This window comes from Paraburkholderia graminis C4D1M, from assembly GCF_000172415.1.
GTDB lineage: Bacteria > Pseudomonadota > Gammaproteobacteria > Burkholderiales > Burkholderiaceae > Paraburkholderia > Paraburkholderia graminis.
In genome coordinates, this window is sequence record NZ_ABLD01000019.1 from 43,485 (window position 1) to 61,086 (window position 17,602).

Here is a 17,602-nt window from a genome sequence, read left to right on the forward strand (position 1 = left end):
TTTATCAGCATATGCAAGGCACGCTAGCATAATTAATGGACATGCTAGCGGTGCTATGAACGCTGGCTAGCGCCAATTCTGAACTCCAACAACGGCGACTTTTACGACCGCTGGCCGGTGGCATCCGCAATCGCCGATACGATATTTTCAGTACCCGAGACCTGGTCGACCCGCGGTGGTGTGTTTGGACAATGGGGCGAGGGCAAGACCTCCGTCTTGCGCCTTTTGCAGCGCGATCTTATCGATCGCGGCGCAGTCACCGTGTGGTTTTTGGCGTGGAACGCCGACAACAACGATGCCGATTCTGGCCGCGGTGCACCCAGGCGCTCGTCAACGGATTTGCAGATGCGACCGGTGCTGTAGCTGCAAGGTTTAGCGCGATGCTCGAAATGATTTATCAGCATATGCAAGGCACGCTAGCACAATTAATGGACATGCTAGCGGTGCTATGAACGCTGGCTAGCGCCAACTCTGAACGCCAACACCAATTCTGAACTTCAACAGTAACTGCCTCACTGCGTAGATCGGTCAAGCGAATCTGCCACGGGGCATCGGGCATTACCTGCTCGGCGAAGAGAACCTTATCGTTGATCAGACGCCGGATCATGTAGTGTGTCTTCGAGGCTCTCACCGCGCTCAGCGATCAACTTGCCAAGCTCTCGAGTCGACAGCACACGTCGCATAGGATTTGTTGATGCCGACTCGTCCTCAGCCAGATTCTCGATGATCGTGAGGAGTACTTTGCGCGCGACCCTGATGTCGCGCTCGCTCAGTCCCGTCACGCTAATTTCGTTGACTTCCTCCGCGAGCGGCACGAGTTTGTCCTTCAACGCGCGACCTTCGGCGGTCAGATAGACGTGCGTGTTTTTTTTGTTCTCGGGACGCTGCTGCCGTTCCACCAGCCCGAGCTTTTCCATTGCGGTGATGGCGGCGAAGGTGGTCGGCGCCATCACGCCTGCCTGCTCGCTCAGCTCCCGCTGCGTGAGGCCGTCTGTTTCCCACAGGATCCGCAGAAACGTCCAGTGCCCGAAGGATACCGAATGTTCCGCGAGCCGCATCTGCAAGGCGCGAACCATCGAGCGCGTGGCGTCCTTGACCAGGTGCGCGAGGCGGTCGTTCGGGACGGATTCGTGCCAGTGGCGCAGCATTTCGGCGGCTTCGCGCGGCGCGCCCTCCGGAGTCTTCTTTCGTGTCATGGCGGTGTCTTTTTCCGTAACTCGGGTTCATTCGACATGATAGCGGCTGGCCCGCCACGCTGCCGCTTTGATAGGTGCGGCTGATACCTCAGTGCAAACCCGAGCTTGTTCCCTGACGCCTCCCTCCTTACCATAATGATTAGAGATCGAATAAAACGCGGATGCACGGAAGGTGCGGCGAGGTCCGTGCGTGCCGGGTGCATAGTCCTTATGAGCAGGGAAAACGGAGACGTTTGGTGGCCAAATCCACAATCACGCAATTCATGCCGGAATCTGACGCGACGGCGGCGCGCGTCGAGGCCACGTATCACAAAGTCACCTGGCGGCTGATGTCGTTCATCTTCGTCTGCTGGGTGCTGAACTACCTGGACCGCGTCAACGTCAGCTTCGCCCAGTTGCATCTGAAGCAGGATCTCGGCTTGTCCGATGCCGCGTACGGCCTCGGCGTGAGTCTTTTTTTCATCGGCTATATCCTGCTGGAAGTGCCGAGCACGCTTTGGCTCAAGAAGATCGGCGCTCGCCTGACGATCTCCCGCATCATGATTCTATGGGGTGGCATTTCCACCGCCATGGCCTTCATGACAACGCCGGCGCAGTTCTACACCGCGCGGATTCTGCTCGGCGCGGCCGAAGCGGGTTTCTGGCCCGGCATCATTCTGTATCTGACGTACTGGTATCCGGGGGCACGGCGCGCGCGAATCACCTCGCGCTTTCTGCTGGCGATTGCGGCGGCGGGGATCATCGGCGGCCCGTTGTCGGGCTGGATTCTGCATAACTTCGTCGACGTGCTCGGCTACAAGAACTGGCAATGGCTGTTCTTCCTCGAAGGCCTGCCGGCGCTGGTGATGGGTATCGTTGCCTTCTTCTATCTCGTCGATCAGCCGCAGCAGGCGCGCTGGCTTGACGAAGAGCAGAAGAAGATCATCCTCGATGCGCTCGCCGCCGATCGCGCCGCGAAAAAGCCTGCGACGCATACGCGTCATCAACTGCTGGTCGCGTTGAAGGATCCTCGGGTGTATATCCTCGCGGCGGGTTGGGGCACGGTGCCTCTGTGCGGCACGATCCTGAATTACTGGACGCCAACCATCATTCGCCAGGCGGGCGTGTCGAATGTGCTGAACGTGGGTCTGCTATCCGCGTTGCCGTACATCATCGGCGCGCTCGGCATGCTGGCGGTCGCACGCAGCTCGGACGTGACGCTGGAGCGGCGCTGGCACTTTTTTTTCTGCACGTTGGTTGGCGCGTCCGGCGGTTTCCTGCTGCCGGTGCTGTCGGACAACACTGCGGCCGCCATCATCTGTTTGGGGATGATCTCGATCTCCTACTTCGGTGCGGCGGCCATTATCTGGTCCATTCCACCCGCCTATCTTTCCGATGACGCAGCCGCTGCGGGCATCGGCGCGATTAGCTGCCTCGGGCAGGTCGGCGCGTTCTGCGGCCCGATTGCGCTCGGGTGGATCAAGACGATGACGGGCAGCCTCGCAATTGGCCTGTCGGCGATCGCGGCGATTGTCATGCTCGGCGGCCTGGCCGTGCTCATCGGCGTGCCGGCCAACAGGCTGCGCGAACACGCTGAAAAGAACGCCTAAGGATCGGTCTCGCAGCACAGGCGGCGCCTTCGTCACGAAGGCGCCGTTTTCATTTGCGGTTTCCGGCATCTTCCAGGGAAAACCCGCTTGCAGCAAAATGATTAGATCTCTAATATAAAAGGCATAATGATCGACCTTGCCGCAGCGTGTCAGCGGCTTGGTCAGGAACCTGGTCAGGAAGGGAGAGCAAGTGCAATGAACGAGTCGGCCCGCAACGAGTTGTCATTCAGAACGCTCGTGGTGATGAAGAAGGACCAGCTGGCGGAAGGCATCTTCCGTTTTGAAATGCGCGATGAAGCCGGGCGCGAATTGCCGCCTTCCACGGCGGGCGCGCATATAACGGTGCGCGTGCCCAACGGCGCGAACCGCAATTATTCGCTGTGCAACGATCCGGCGGAAACGGACCGCTACGTGATTGCCGTGAAGCGCGATGCGGCGGGCCGTGGCGGCTCGATCAGCATGGCGGACGACGTCGCGGAAGGTGATCGCATCGACGTATCGGAACCGCGCAACGAGTTTGGATTAAGCGAGCGGGCGCGCAGCTTCGTGTTCGTCGCGGGCGGCATCGGGATCACGCCCGTGCTGTCGATGATGCGTCACCTCAAGGGCACTGCCGGCCCGCGTTTCAAGCTCTATTACGTATCGCGCAGTCCCGAAACAACCGCGTTTATCGACGAGTTGTCGAGCGACGAATGGAAGCCGCATGTCGTGATTCACCACGATCACGGTGACCTGGCCAACGCATTCGATTTCTGGCCGGTCTTCGAAAAGCCCGCTAGCGGCGCACATGTTTATTGTTGCGGCCCGCGCGCTCTCATGGATGGCGTGCGCGACATGACCGGGCACTGGCCGGCCGGCACCGTGCATTTCGAAAGTTTCGGCGCGGATCAGTCGCGTGCGGCGGAGAACACGCCGTTCAGCGTGAAGCTCGAGCGATCCGGCCGGTCCTTCGGGATTCCGAAGGACCGCTCGATCCTCGAGATTCTGCGCGACAACGGCATTCGGGCGCCGAGTTCATGCGAAAGCGGAACCTGCGGATCGTGCCGCACGACGCTGTGCGCAGGCGAGGCGGACCATCGCGACATGGTGCTCAGCGACGACGAGAAGCGCGACCAGATCATGATCTGCGTATCGCGTGCGAAGAGTGAAGAACTGGTGCTGGACCTCTGAAGAATCCCCTTTAAATACGTTGGTCAGGAGAAGCGTAAATGCTCACGCATGAAGAGAACGAATTGCTGTGCCGTATTGAAGGCGATGCACCGATGGGTCAATTGATGCGGCGTCACTGGACGCCCGTGTGCCTGATCGAAGAAGTCAGCGAGCCGGACGGCGCGCCCGTGAAAGCGCGCGTGTTCGGCGAAGACCTCGTCGTGTTCCGCGACACCGACGGCAATGTCGGCGTGATGGATGAATACTGCCCGCATCGGCGCGTGTCGCTTGTATATGGGCGCAACGAGGATTGCGGTCTGCGCTGCCTTTATCACGGCTGGAAGATGGACGTGAAGGGCAACGTGATCGAAATGGTTTCCGAACCTTCGTGCAGCGACATGACGAAAAAGGTCAAGCACAAGGCGTATGAAACGAAGGAATGGGCCGGCTTCGTCTGGGCATACATGGGTCCTCAGGACGCGATTCCCGAGTTCGTGCCTCCTGCGTGGGCGCCGACCAAAGACACGCGCGTAAGCATCGCCAAAGCGATTCTGCCGTGCAACTGGGCGCAGATTCTTGAAGGCGCGATTGATTCGGCGCACAGCTCGAGCCTGCATTCGTCGGACTTCGTGCCGGCGCGCGTCGGCGGCGCCGAGGCGACATCGAAGAACTGGCTGCGTCCGTCAACGGACAAGGCGCCGCGCCTTCAGGTGCATCGCACGAGCTACGGCTTCCGCTATGCCGCGCTGCGCCGCCCGATTCAGAACGCCGCCACGCACGATTACGTGCGCTCGACCGTCTTCGTCGCGCCGGCCACCACGTTGATTCCGCCGAACAACCTGTACAACGTCGCCAACATCAATGTGCCGTGCGACGACACCAGCACCGCGTTTTATTTCATGGCGTGGGGACATCCTGACAAGACGCCGGAGACCGAAACGTGGCGCAAGTTTCTCGGGCAGCAGGTCGGCATCGATCTCGATCAGTTCTACCGGCCGCTACGCAATCAGGACAACCGTTTCTGGCAGGACCGCGAAGCGATGAAGGCGGGTAACTTCACCGGCATAAAGGGTTTCCCGAACCAGGACATCGCGATGTGGCTGACGATGGGCTCGATCGCGGATCGCACTGAGGAACGGCTCGGCGCAAGCGATGTCGCCGTCGTCGAGTTCCGCCGTCGCATGCTCGATGCGCTCAAGGAGTTTCAATCGGGCGATGCGGCCATCGGCACGGGCGACAAGGCGATCCCGCGCAACGTGTGCTCGTTCCAGGCGATGGTGCCGAAAGATACCGACTGGAAGCAGTACGCCGCCCATCCCGTCTGGATCGGGGACGCTGAAGAGGCCGCACCTGCGCTTGAGTCGAACTATCAGGTTCAGGCCTGATGCAAACGATCCGACTCGGCATCGCGGGACTGGGCCGCGCGTTTTCGCTGATGCTGCCGACCTTTCTCGCCGACGCGCGCGTGCAGATCGTCGCGGCCTGCGATCCGCGAGAAACGGCGCGTGCTCAATTCCAAGCCGACTTCGGCGCGCCCGCGTTCGACGACATCGACGCGCTCGCGCGCAGACCGGACATCGATACGATCTACATTGCGAGCCCTCATCAGTTTCATGCGGCGCATACGCGGATCGCGGCATCGCACGGCAAGCACGTGCTCGTCGAAAAGCCAATGGCGCTGTCGCTCGTCGAATGCGACGACATGATCGACGCGTGTCGGGAAGCGAACGTGCATCTGATCGTCGGTCACTGCCATAGCTTCGATACGCCGTATCTGCGTACGCGTGCGCTGATCGCCTCGGGCGCGTTCGGCGACGTGAAGATGATCCACGCTCTCAACTACACCGACTATCTGTATCGGCCGCGCCGGCCCGAGGAATTGAAGACGGACAAGGGCGGCGGCGCGGTGTTCAGTCAGGCGGCGCATCAGGTGGATATCGTGCGAATGCTTGCGGGAAGCCGCGCGACGCGCATTCGCGCTGCCGTCGGCAACTGGGATGTCAAGCGTCCGACCGAAGGCGCATACACGGCGACGTTGTGGTTCGAGAACGGCGCGTTCGCGACCCTTTCGTACAACGGCTATGCGCATTTCGATTCCGATGAATGGACCGGCTGGATCGGAGAGATGGGACAGACGCGCAACGCGAACGAGTACGGCGGCGCGCGTCGAAACCTCTCAGGCGTTGCGTCGGAAGAAGAAGAGGCACGGCTCAAGGCAGCAGGCACATACGGCGGAAACGCTTACACGCCGGCATCGAAAGCGCCCGTTTTGCGCAGACATCAGCACTTCGGGCCGCTCATCGTGTCATGTGAGCTTGGAGATTTGCGACCGATGCCGGACGGCATCGTCGTGTATGGCGACGAACGGCGCGAGCGTATCGAACTCGAGGCGCCCGTGGTCCCGCGCGCCGAAGTCATCGACGAACTCATGGGTGCCGTGCACGGCGGCATCGCGCCGTTGCACGACGGCACATGGGCACGCGGCACGCTCGAAATCTGCCTCGCGATGCTGCGTTCGAGCGCGGAACAGCGCGACGTGCTCATCGGCGGCGCAAGGTCAATCACAGAGGAACATTGAATATGGGCAAGCTTAACCTATCGATTGCGGTTGGAAACTACGATCGCATGCGACCGCTGGTCGACGGTGAAGTGCAGATCGACGGCGTCGATCCGGTCTTCATGCTGCAGGACCCGGAAGAGATTTTTTTCCGCGCGTTCCGGCACGCGGACTATGACATCTGCGAACTGTCGCTGTCGAGCTACAGCGTGAAGACGGCGGCTGGCACGAGCCCGTACATCGGCGTGCCGGTGTTCCCGTCGCGTGCGTTTCGCCATACTTCGATCTACGTTCGCAACGATCGCGGCATCGAGTCGCCCGCCGACCTTAAGGGCAAGCGCATTGGTGTACCGGAGTATCAACTCACGGCCAATGTGTGGGCGCGCCTGTTTCTCGAGGAGGACCATGGGCTTAAGGCGTCGGACGTGACCTGGATTCGCGGCGGCTATGAAGAAACGGGACGTCTGGAAAAGATCAGTCTCAAGTTGCCCGACGACGTGCGGCTGGAAAATGCTCCGGACAACCAGACCATTTCCGGCATGCTGGCCTCCGGCGAGATCGATGCGCTCATCGGTCCGCGGGCTCCGTCATGTTTTACGGACGGCCATCCGAACGTCAGGTATCTCTTCGACGATCCGCAGAAAGCCGCCGCTGACTGGTACGCCCGCACGAAGCTGTTCCCGATCATGCATTTGCTGGGCGTGCGGCGTTCGTTTGCGGAGCAGCATCCATGGCTGCCCGGCGCGGTCGCGAAAGCCTTCGAGAAAAGCAAGGCGGTCGCGCTCGCGAAGCTGAGCGATACCTCTGCGACCAAGGTGACCCTGCCTTTCGTCGAAGAGCAGTTGCGCAACGCGCGCCGTCTGATGGGTCACGACTTCTGGCCGTACGGCTTTGAGCCGAATCGCCACGTGCTGTCGCGCTTTCTCAAGCGGCATCATGACGAGGGCTTGTCGAGCCGGCTACTGCAACCGGAGGAACTCTTTCATCCCGCTACGCTCGAGAGCTTCAAAATTTGAGGGCGTCCCGGCGACGCCTCGCGCGTCGCAACCCAATGCGCCCGATGCGCCGTGGAGACCGGTGCATCGATCGGCGCAACATCATCGCAAATCACGACAATGAAAAAAACGACGATTGCTTCGCTGATCGCAGCGGGGTGCGGTTGCGCGTCCGCGAATGTCAACGCGCAAAGCTCCATCACGCTGTATGGGATTCTCGATGTCGGCATCGAATTCGCGAATCAAGTGGTCCAGGCTCAGCGGTCCGCGTCGGCCGTGCGGGAGCAGTCGGGCAATCTCGCCGGATCGCGCTGGGGTTTTAAGGGAAGCGAAGACCTGGGCGGTGGCTATAAGGCCGTGTTCGTGCTGGAAAGCGGTTTCAACGTGAACAACGGCGCGCTCGGACAGGGCGGGCGTCTGTTTGGCCGCAAAGCGTTTGCCGGCATCTCGACGCCGTACGGTACGGTGACGCTCGGGCGTCATCAAAACCTGCTGTACGAACTAATGTACAGGTACGATCCGCTCACGCTCAATCCGAGCTACTCGGCGCAGGCAATGGACGCACAACTGGTGAATCGCGCCGATAACTCGGTCCGTTACGGTGTGCAGGCGGCAGGCGTGACGTTCGCGGCGCTTTACAGCAGCGGATACGATTCGACCATCCCGAACGGCGCGAACGTTCCGGGCGCGACCAAGGTCGGCCGCGAGATGAGCGCCACGCTGACGTACGACCGCGGGCCGGTTAGCGCGGGTGTGACATACGACCAGTTGCAGGGCACGTCGATCGCGACGCAGAGCAACACACAGAAGCGAGCGATGTTCGGCGTGTCGTATGACTTTCGTCCCGTTACGGTGCTAGCTGGACTGCGCTGGCTCAACGTCAGCAACACTTCGAGCCCAGCGAGTTCGATGCTCTATTGGGGCGGCGTGAACTATCGCGTGACGCCGCCGCTGCTGATCTCGGCGGGCGTGTATCACACGCAGTACCGCAATCCGCACGGTGGTCCCACCATGGGCATCCTGCTCGTGGATTACTCGCTGTCGAAACGCACTGAGCTATATGCTGAAGGCGCTTACGTCAGCAACGCATCGTTCTCGACCGTGGGCATTCGCGGCGCCGGCAACGATGTAACGCCAGGCGCGGATCAGTCGGGCGTTACCATCGGTATTCGTCATCTGTTCTGAGACGGCGCGGCGTAAGGCCGTCGTGACCGAGTGATCGTCACCGCTCGACAGGGGAGGGCGCCTGTCGGGCGGCCGGTGTCGCGTTGACGGCTTACCTGGTGATTTGCTGCAACGCGAGCCAAAGTCACGCGATAGCGACAGGCGACGCCTTGCTCGCCGCCGGCACGGCCAACCAGACAAAGCTCGTGGGTGCGCCCGTCAAGGGCGCCGTTATTCGACTTCGCGCCGGCCATCGACCGGTTCCTGAAGACGCATCTGTTCGGCGATATCTTCGAGCGCGACAACCTCGACTGGCAGAGCCGCGCGCTGGCGACCGTGGGCATGCTTGCCGCCCTTTCAGGCGTGGAGTCGCAATTGCAATCGCACGTCAGGATCAGCCTGAATACAGGCTTGAACGTCGCTCAACTGCGTCAGCTTGCCCGCGTGCTCGGCGAACAGCGAAATCCGGAGGCTGCGCGACGGGTCGAGGCTGCGCTCGAAAAAGTGTCGTCCACGGGCAGTTGAAGCGTGAAGGCGGAACAGCATGCAGGGGCTGGGCGCAAATGGCACCCCGCTCACGCAGTGCGGCGTGCAGGGTGGTGGCCTTCGCGTTACCCAGATGAAGCCGCGCGGCAGGCTTAACCGCCGCCTGCCACTCGTTGAGGTACCCCGGGACTTCGCGCCGGATGGACCCGGTCGCGGCAGCGGTTCCGGGCAATGTCTGTATCTGGTGCCGCCCCGTCAGAGTCTTATCCTGACTGATGCGCGACAGTCGAAGCCGTACTGGACCATGCGCCAACGATTGATGTTCGACTACGCCTCGTTCGTGACATCCTGACTACGATGTCGGTTTGACGTAACATCCCGACGGACCCTCTGTGTCCGGGACCGCCCCGTCACAATTGATAATCAACGGGACAATGCCTGTTCTTCTCTCCATTTTCTGGTCAAGTTCGGCTGGGACGCTCGGAGCGCCCAGCGCGCCTTATGATTCGGCGAGCTCGTGGCTACCACGCGTACGCAACGGGCGCTTCGCCTCCCGGACCCGGCCAGATCTTGTCGAGTTGATCCAGTGTCTCCTGCGGCAACTCGATCTCCAAAGCATGCAGGCTTGCGGTAAGTTGGTCCACCACGCGCGGTCCGACGATCGGCGCAGTCACGATCGGATCGTGAAGCAGCCAAGCGGTCGCTATGTCAGCGGGCTTTTCACCAAGGCTTTCGCACAGCGCTTCGTATGCTTCGAGGTTGGGCCGAAATCGCTCTACTTTCTCTTTGAATCCCCGGCGAGTGCTTTCCGACGCTTTCTTCAATGCGCCGCCCAGCAAACCACCGCCAATGGGGCTCCATGGAATGACCCCAGGCCGTGATGTCGGCACGCGGGAATCACTTCGAGTTCGATCGCACGCGCTGACAGGTTGTAGACACTCTGCTCTGAAATCAGTCCCATGAAATGACGTGCCTTGGCAGCGCCCTGCGCAGTGGCAATATCCCAGCCGGCAAAGTTGCTGCTGCCGATATAGGAAACCTTACCCTGTTGAACGAGTAGCTCCATCGCTTGCCAGACTTCTTCCCACGGCGTGCGACGATCGATGTGATGCATCTGATAAAGATCGATATGGTCGGTCTGGAGTCGGCGAAGACTGTCTTCACACGCGCGCCGGATGTGATACGCGGACAGGCGCCGGTCGGTGACGCCATAGTCCATTGGTTGATAGACCTTGGTGGCGAGAACGATACGGCCGCGATTCCTGGATTTTCCCAACCACTTGCCGATGATCTCCTCGGAGATCCCGTATCCCTTTTCAATGTCCGGCTTTTAAGGGCCGCCGTAGACGTCAGCGGTATCGAAGAAATTAATGCCGGCATCGATTGCGGCGTCCATGATGCGAAACGCGTCCGCTTCATCGGTTACCATGCCGAAATTCATCGTACCAAGCGCGAGTCTGCTGACCTTCAGACCCGATCGTCCAACGTGCGTGTATTCCAAAGCTTTTCTCCGAATCGCATACGAACAGAATCAATGCACAGAAAAAGGCGCGAGATGTCAAGCCTCCAATTCCCGGAGGTTCTTGGCAGACCCCGTCGCGGGCTCAGTCGCTCCATATCGCCGAGGTCCGTCACAGGACGGTGGTCGGTTGGGGGATGACGTCGATAAAGTAATAGACGATGTAGTGCATATCGAGCTCTCAAAGCCACGAGAACTCGCCCATCCTGCAACGGATCTTGTGCTGGAGGTTCGACGCACATGTGCGCTCGCTGGACTGCAGTTGCCTAGTCGAAAGACGATCGGACGGCGATGGGCGGCAAGCAGTACTAGAAAAGATGGCGAACGCCTATTGCAGCACCGAACTGATTCTTTCCAGTGACTCCGGTGGGAGCCGAGTTCTGCAATCCCAACATGGCGAGCTTGTTATTCTTCACATAGCCGACGAACGAATACAGCGATGTCGAACGAGACAGCGCATAGTTCGCCCCAAGCTTGTAAAGGCTGGCATTGCGGTCGCTGGTGACGCGGTCGTTCTGATAAATATACGTTGCGGTGACGGTCCAGAAAGATGTCGGCATGTACGCGACCTCAGCGGTGTAGAAGTTGTCGCTGGTGCCGCGCGAGGGGTTCTTGAAGTTCGCGAAATCGATCATGAACTTGAACTGGCTCCAGCCGTAATTCGCACCGACGGTATACGCGCGCGCCGCGGTCGCATCGGTGGCTCCGGTCACGTCATGTCCGGAGAAGTAGGCTGCCCCGCCTGTGAAACTGCCCAGATGATACGTGCCGCCGATCGAGAGCACCTGCCTGGCTTTGATATCGCCCGCCACGCCGCCGAACGAGTACATTGCCGAGCCTTGGAATCCGCCGATATCCGGACTCATATATTCGACGGAATTGTCCACCCACGAGTATTGATATCCCGTATAGCCCGAGAGATTCTGATAAAGAAGGTTGTTCAATGAACCGAAATTCGAATAACCCTCGATATCGAGGCGCGCTAGGGTGCGCAACAGCGGTGAGCGGTTCTTGCCGAGCAGAAGGGCGCCCGCAACGTTGCTGCTGATACCGACTGTCGCTCCGCGATCAAACAATACGGTTCCGGAACTCGCGGGCTGGCCGCCATTGATCAAACCGCCCGTATTGATGCGAAAGGCGCTTTCGAGTTCGAACGTGGCGTACAGGCCGTTGCCGAGATCTTCACGACCGGTCAAACCCCATCTGTTCGTCGAATCGATGCCTGTTCCCAGTGACCATGCGGAGCCGCCCGGCCCCGCATGCGTCTTGTATAGAATACCGCTGTCGACCACGCCATAAAGGGTCACCGAACTCTGGGCATAGCTGGACGGCGGAACGGCGCCAGCTAAGGCAATTGCTGCAACGTATAGCTTTTTCAAGGTCGTCTCCTTACCTTTGTCTGTTGTTCGTTTTATGGCTTCAACGGAAATTTGACAATGTCAAGTTGTGGGCAAAATAACGCTGAAACGTTTGTTCTGCGAGCTGTGAAATCTTTTATCTTTCCGCGGCCGCGCTGCGTGAGTGCAGGGTGGCCAGACGGAGACACGCCGGCGTTTTCGCGCCGTCCGCGGTTCGGAAAGGGATGAGTAAAGCGGCTAGTTGCGTTTCTTATGCCGCTTGCAGATGATTCCGACGCCGGCGCCGAATAGCAGGGCGGCGAAAATCCAATACGTCGCTTGATGAGGGTCAAGCTCGAAACCCGTTCCGACCGAGCCAAATGAAACGCCGACCGGCGCACCCATGCCTTCCAGGAGCGATCGGGTCATCTCGATCGCCATGATGAATCCCGCGCATACCGCGATGCCGCCGAACAAGCCCGGTGCGGCCTGCTTGACGACGCACTTCGCACCGCCTTTGCGATAGACTCTCGCGCCGGTGCGCGACAGATCAGCCAGCCAGCCGGTCAAGCCACGCCGCATCGATACCACGATGGCAACGAAAAAGATGCCGAGGTAGAGCGACCACGCGTCGGTCAGTGCGGACAAATGGGCCGAAATCACCGTAATCAGCACCGCGCCGACTACCGGGCCAAGGAAAGTCGTATGGCCGCCGATGTATGTATGCAGCATTCCGTTGGTGCTCTGCGCGATGCTGAGAGTATCGAGCGTCACAACCTGAAAGGCGAGTGCATAGAGGGCGCCTGCGATGCCCGCGAAACCAGCCGAAAGCGTGAGAGCGAGGCCGCGTATCATCACCGGATCAAAGCCGACGAAATTCATTCGCTCGGCGTTGTCGCGCGTGGCATTCATCAGCCGGCCCAGTGGTGTCCGCGTAAAAGTATGCATCGCAAGCGCCGCGAGCCACGCCCACGCGGCCACGAGGAAATACACCGCTAGCGGCGAGCCGAAGTCGATGCCCCATCCGGCCGCTTGTGTGGGGTCCAGTCGGATACCCTCGTCGCCTCCAGACCATCCCGTCATGATCGTCGCCGCCGAATAGGCAAGCTGTCCGACCGCCAGCGATATCATCGCGAAGATCACCTTTCCGCTACGCACGGTGAAAAGGGCGATGAATGCACCGATGAGCAACGCGGCAAGCCCGCCGACCAGCGGCACCAGCACGACGGGCACCGCCTCGCCGAAATAGTTGAGGAAATGCGCGGTCGCATAGGCACCCGTGCCAAAATAGAGCGCGTGACCAAACGACAGCATCCCGGTCCCGCCGAGCAGCATGTTGAAGGCGAGCGCGAACGTCACGGCAATGCAGATTTGCGTGAGCACCGAGATGCCCAGCGTGCCGGGAAAAATAAACGGCAACGCGATTGCCGCAATCAGTGCGGAACCCCAGCATGAAATGCTTCGGGCCCGATTCGGTCGAGGCGGCAAAAACGCGTGCCAGCGCTCGGCGTTGCCAGAAGATGCAAGAGATTGCTGGACCGGAGTTCCAACGACAGGTTGCCCACTATTCATTGTCGACATATCGAAGTCCATTAATTGCGACGTCCCATCAATCCGCGCGGACGAATTGCCAGCACGACGATGACGATGGCAAACGGAACCAAAGGAGCGAACCGGCTGACGGGTTGCGTGAGCGCCTCGTTTGTTGCAATACCGGAAAATACGTGCTGCACCGGCATGAGAAAGTCGGACCACGATAACGGCGTCGATACGGTGAGTGTCTGAAGTATGCCGATTAGCAGCGCCGACACGAAGGCTCCGGCAAGCGAGCCGAGTCCGCCGACAACAACTACGATCATCAGTATGCCGCCGAGCTGCGCAGCCATGCCCGGCTCTGTGCCGATGATGTTCCCCGATAGTGCGCCAGCCAGACCGGCGAGTGCCGAACCCAGCGCGAACACGTTGGTGCGCAGGCGCGGCAAGTTGTGGCCGAGCGCGTTGACCATCTCGGGATGCGAGAGGGACGCACGAACCGTCGTGCCGATGCGAGTGCCTTTGAGTAACCCATACAGTACGCCGAGCACCGCGATGGTGACGACGAGAGTGAACGCGCGGTAGGCGGAATAATCGATGCCGTAAAGCGAGAACAGCGTGAAATCTAGCGAAGCGGGCACGGCATAGGGAACCGAATGTTTGCCCCATAACAGCGTCACGGATTCGACAATGACGATGCCAAGGCCGAACGTCAGTAACAGCGGCCCCAAAATGCCAAACTGAATGACCCGTCGCAATAGATATCGCTCGACGAGACCGCCGATAAGCGCACAACACAGCGGAGCCGCGAAGAGTCCGCACCAGTAGCCGAGTCCGAGCAACTGCGCGAACGTGTAGCTGAAGTACGCACCGAGCATGTAAAACGCGGGATGCGCGAAATTAAGCATACCCAGCATGCTGAGAACGAGTGTCAAGCCGGCTGCCATCAGGAACAGCAGCATGCCGTAGCTGATGCCATTGAACAGTCCCAGTGCGAGAGTTTGCATGTCTATCGTCCGTTGATTGTCAGGCACCCGTTCAGGCTCCGGGCGGCCGCTTCATCTTGCAGTCGGTGGGCTCGGTCATTTCAGCGGCGGGGAAACTCTTCAGCAACTTGAAACCCCACGGCGTACCTTCCTGTTTGAACTTGGCGTCTGCGGTGACTACCGAGAGGTTCATCGGCAATTGCGCCTGATGGTCGGACGCGCGCATCGTCGCTTTGTAATCGCCGATCGAGACTGTTGTCTTCTCAATCGCCTTCGCCACTGCGAGCGGCTGCGTTGTCTTCGCGTCACGAATGGCGTCTGTCAGAAACAGGTAGCCGCGATAGAGCCGCACGCTTTCGAAATCACCGTAGCCGTCGGCGCGCGACTGTTCAACCAGCTTGTCGATCACCGGGTTGTTCATGCTCATGATCGAGTCAGAAGCCTGATACACCTTGCCGACGCCTTTCGCGCCGATCGTCGTAACCTGTCCGTGTTGCGAGGCGTAGACGGTGTACCAGCGTGCATCGAGGCCGATGTCGTTACCCGCCCGAATCAGCCTGCTCAGGTCGGTGCCGATGTTAGCCGTAAGTATCACGTCCGGCTTCGCAGCCTTGATCTTGGCGACATACGGCGTGAAATCCTGAACCCGGTTGGGCGGATGCAGTTCGCTGCCGACGATCTGGATGTCGGGGCGGTACTGTTTCAGCAGGCGGCGCGTGGCGGCGTCCGCGTTCTGGCCCATGGAGTAATCCATGTTTATCAGGTACACGCGCTTGACCGACGGATCGAGCGAGAGGACAGCGGCTTTCATCTTCATGCCGATATGCCCGTCAGTGCGGAAGTGCCAGAATGAGCAGTACTTCCCGGTCATTTCTTCATCCAGGCCGGCCCAATTGATCAGAATGAGTTCCTTGCCAGGATTACGCGCGTTGTATTTCTCAATTGCGTCGACCAACGTCAGCGTGACATTCGCACCGATGCCCTGCATCACGAAGTGGGTGTCGCTGCCAATCGCTCTGTCAAGACAGTCTTTTCCGTCTTTCGGGCTGAACTTGTCGTCACAGAACTGGAGGTCAATTTTCGATCCGAGAACACCGCCCGCATCATTGTCGCGCTTGACGGCATATTGCAGATTCTTTGCAGACGCTTCCATGGTGGACGACTGCGGGCCGGACATCGGTTCGATGACCATGATCTTGACCGGTGGGGCAGCGTGCGCAACGGGCGCGGGAAAAATGCCAAGCGCACCAAGCGCGCAGGGTGCTGCGATCATGCACGCGCTCAACGATCGGCGCAGGACGGGACGGAATTTCTGCAACATCGTGGATCTCCTCTGACGCAGCCATCGCTGTGAATAGCCGCCTGCTTTATCGACAGGGTGTTTGATCAAACCTCGAGCCATTCGGCACGCACGGAAGGATTATTTTCGAATTCGTCGACACTCCCGTCGAAGACAATGCGGCCATGGCCCATCACGTTAATGCGGTCGCACAAGCCGAGCGCGATAGTTAGCTTCTGTTCGACCAGCAGCACGGCTACGCCGCGCCGTGCGACTTCCCTCAGGAGCTGTGCGACCTGGTCGACCATCGACAGGCTCAAGCCTTCGGTCGGTTCGTCGACCAGGATCAGGCGCGGCTGCATCATCAGCGTGCGACAGATGGTCAGCATCTGCTGCTCGCCTCCGGAAAGCACCCCACCAGCAACGTCTGCTCTCCGCTTGAGGTTCGGAAACATCGCAAAGAACTCTTCTTCGGTCCACGTCGCGCGTTCGCGCGCCGCCGATCCGGCGCGGCCGCGTTGCGGCAGTCCCACCGACAGGTTCTCGCGCACGGTTAGATCCGGGAAGATTGCCCTGTCTTCGGGGACGTAGCCGATCCCCGCGCGCGACATGTCATGGGTCTTGGCCTCGCCGAGCGGCGCGCCATCCATTTCGATCGCACCGCTCGCAGGTAGCAGCTTCATGATCGCTTTAAGCAGCGTCGAGCGGCCGACGCCGTTGCGGCCCAGGAGTCCGACGGTCTCCCCTCGGCGCACATGAATGGTTGCGCCGTGCAATACCCGGCTTTGTCCGTATCCGGCGACGATATCGCTGGCACTGAAAAGCGGCGTCATGTTGGCGCTCTTTGCCACGTGCGGGTGGGAGGATGCATTCATGGTTCAGCGCTTCGGGTGGGAATGAGTTGCGGCGGACGGGGCAGGCGTGCCGAGATAGGCTTCCTGTACCGCTCTATTCGCCCGAACCGCAGCGGGGGTGTCAGTCGCGATGAGTTCTCCGTAAACCAGCACGGAGATCCGGTCGGCAAGTTCGAACACTACGTCCATGTCGTGTTCGATGATCACAATGGTGCGCTCCCGGTCGGCCGCGCGCAGTCTTTGCATTAGGTCGATAACCTTGCGCGTTTCCTGTTTGTTCATGCCGGCGGTCGGTTCGTCGAACAGCAGGACCTTCTGGCCGCCGGCAAGCGCGAGTGCAATTTCGAGCGCGCGCTGATCCGCGTAGGAGAGAAGTGCTGCCGGTTCGTTGCGTTTATCGAGCAGTCCCACTTCATCGAGCACTTCGAGCGCGCGGATGTCCGCTGCGCCACCGCGCGGCAGAGGTCGCAGGAACGATGCGCCATGACCGACCGCGCGCAGCGCGCCGATGCGGGCATTCTCGAACGTACTCATGCGACCGAAGATATTTGCTGTTTGAAAGCTTCGTCCAAGCCCGACACGGCTGATACGCGTTGCTCCGTACCGCGTGACGTCCGTACCGTTCAGACGAATGGTGCCGCTGGTGGCGAGATATCGGCCACTGATCAGGTGAAACAACGTCGACTTCCCTGCTCCGTTCGGACCGATGAGGATGTGGCACTCGCCTTGTGGTACCGACCAGTCGACGCCGCGGATGATCTCGGTGGGGCCAAAAGCCTTCTTCAACCCAGCAAGCGCGAGGGCGGCCGGGAACTGATGCGATCCTGTGTGCGTCTCTGTCATTTTCAGAACCCTAAGCCTGCTGCAAACCGTCCATGCCGATTACGTTTCAGTAGCCGAACTTTGGCGGGCCGAAGCGTAGGACAACGTTACAGTGTCAAGTTAATAGGATCATAGG

Annotated in this window: 14 protein-coding genes and 2 pseudogenes; 8 read left to right on the forward strand and 8 right to left on the reverse strand. The window is 60.0% G+C overall.

What is annotated here, in order from left to right; translation table 11 throughout:
* The first annotated feature begins 117 nt into the window (after window positions 1-117).
* Window positions 118-363, forward strand: a complete 246-nt coding sequence (locus BGRAMDRAFT_RS24225; protein WP_157140660.1) for a P-loop NTPase fold protein — start codon at window positions 118-120, stop codon at window positions 361-363.
* 218 nt (window positions 364-581) lie between these two features.
* On the opposite strand, the gene BGRAMDRAFT_RS24230 is transcribed toward BGRAMDRAFT_RS24225, so the two are convergent.
* Window positions 582-1,196: a MarR family winged helix-turn-helix transcriptional regulator gene (locus BGRAMDRAFT_RS24230; RefSeq protein ID WP_006051500.1), complete on the reverse strand. Its 615-nt coding sequence runs from the start codon at window positions 1,194-1,196 to the stop codon at window positions 582-584.
* Window positions 1,197-1,459: 263 nt separating this feature from the next.
* Here BGRAMDRAFT_RS24230 and BGRAMDRAFT_RS24235 point away from each other — a divergent pair, with 263 nt between their 5' ends.
* From BGRAMDRAFT_RS24235 to BGRAMDRAFT_RS24265, 7 genes and pseudogenes are all read left to right on the forward strand, one after another.
* The gene (locus tag BGRAMDRAFT_RS24235) at window positions 1,460-2,785 is read left to right on the forward strand and encodes an MFS transporter (protein WP_044021842.1); all 1,326 of its coding nucleotides are present in this window, start codon (window positions 1,460-1,462) and stop codon (window positions 2,783-2,785) included.
* A 195-nt stretch (window positions 2,786-2,980) separates the two neighbouring features.
* Window positions 2,981-3,955, forward strand: coding sequence for a PDR/VanB family oxidoreductase (locus BGRAMDRAFT_RS24240; RefSeq protein WP_006051502.1), 975 nt, complete (start codon window positions 2,981-2,983; stop codon window positions 3,953-3,955).
* Between the two features lie 38 nt (window positions 3,956-3,993).
* Entirely contained in the window at window positions 3,994-5,319 is a 1,326-nt protein-coding gene (locus BGRAMDRAFT_RS24245) for a Rieske 2Fe-2S domain-containing protein (RefSeq protein ID WP_006051503.1), read from the forward strand.
* Window positions 5,319-6,512, forward strand: coding sequence for a Gfo/Idh/MocA family protein (locus tag BGRAMDRAFT_RS24250; protein WP_006051504.1), 1,194 nt, complete (start codon window positions 5,319-5,321; stop codon window positions 6,510-6,512). Before BGRAMDRAFT_RS24245 ends, BGRAMDRAFT_RS24250 begins: the two co-directional genes overlap by 1 nt.
* A gap of 2 nt (window positions 6,513-6,514) precedes the next feature.
* Window positions 6,515-7,507: an ABC transporter substrate-binding protein gene (locus tag BGRAMDRAFT_RS24255; RefSeq protein ID WP_006051505.1), complete on the forward strand. Its 993-nt coding sequence runs from the start codon at window positions 6,515-6,517 to the stop codon at window positions 7,505-7,507.
* Between the two features lie 99 nt (window positions 7,508-7,606).
* Window positions 7,607-8,671 carry a porin gene (locus tag BGRAMDRAFT_RS24260; protein ID WP_006051506.1) on the forward strand — a complete coding sequence of 355 codons (1,065 nt, stop codon included), beginning with the start codon at window positions 7,607-7,609 and terminating at the stop codon, window positions 8,669-8,671.
* A 122-nt stretch (window positions 8,672-8,793) separates the two neighbouring features.
* A pseudogene (locus BGRAMDRAFT_RS24265) lies at window positions 8,794-9,175 on the forward strand (carboxymuconolactone decarboxylase family protein); the annotation flags it as partial.
* 482 nt (window positions 9,176-9,657) lie between these two features.
* On the opposite strand, the pseudogene BGRAMDRAFT_RS36175 reads toward BGRAMDRAFT_RS24265, so the two are convergent.
* The 7 genes and pseudogenes from BGRAMDRAFT_RS36175 to BGRAMDRAFT_RS24305 form a co-directional block, all read right to left on the reverse strand.
* Window positions 9,658-10,577: pseudogene (locus BGRAMDRAFT_RS36175) on the reverse strand (aldo/keto reductase).
* A gap of 386 nt (window positions 10,578-10,963) precedes the next feature.
* Window positions 10,964-12,034, reverse strand: coding sequence for a porin (locus BGRAMDRAFT_RS24280; RefSeq protein WP_006051512.1), 1,071 nt, complete (start codon window positions 12,032-12,034; stop codon window positions 10,964-10,966).
* A gap of 216 nt (window positions 12,035-12,250) precedes the next feature.
* Window positions 12,251-13,375 (reverse strand): branched-chain amino acid ABC transporter permease, encoded by a 1,125-nt coding sequence (locus BGRAMDRAFT_RS24285; protein ID WP_157140661.1) that lies wholly within the window; start codon window positions 13,373-13,375, stop codon window positions 12,251-12,253.
* Window positions 13,376-13,584: 209 nt separating this feature from the next.
* Window positions 13,585-14,532, reverse strand: coding sequence for a branched-chain amino acid ABC transporter permease (locus BGRAMDRAFT_RS24290; protein ID WP_006051514.1), 948 nt, complete (start codon window positions 14,530-14,532; stop codon window positions 13,585-13,587).
* Window positions 14,533-14,563: 31 nt separating this feature from the next.
* Complete coding sequence (locus tag BGRAMDRAFT_RS24295; protein WP_006051515.1) at window positions 14,564-15,832, reverse strand: branched-chain amino acid ABC transporter substrate-binding protein; 1,269 nt, start codon at window positions 15,830-15,832, stop codon at window positions 14,564-14,566.
* A 65-nt stretch (window positions 15,833-15,897) separates the two neighbouring features.
* Window positions 15,898-16,623: an ABC transporter ATP-binding protein gene (locus tag BGRAMDRAFT_RS24300; protein ID WP_044021832.1), complete on the reverse strand. Its 726-nt coding sequence runs from the start codon at window positions 16,621-16,623 to the stop codon at window positions 15,898-15,900.
* A gap of 45 nt (window positions 16,624-16,668) precedes the next feature.
* Window positions 16,669-17,487, reverse strand: coding sequence for an ABC transporter ATP-binding protein (locus BGRAMDRAFT_RS24305; protein WP_006051517.1), 819 nt, complete (start codon window positions 17,485-17,487; stop codon window positions 16,669-16,671).
* Between the last annotated feature and the right edge of the window lie 115 nt (window positions 17,488-17,602).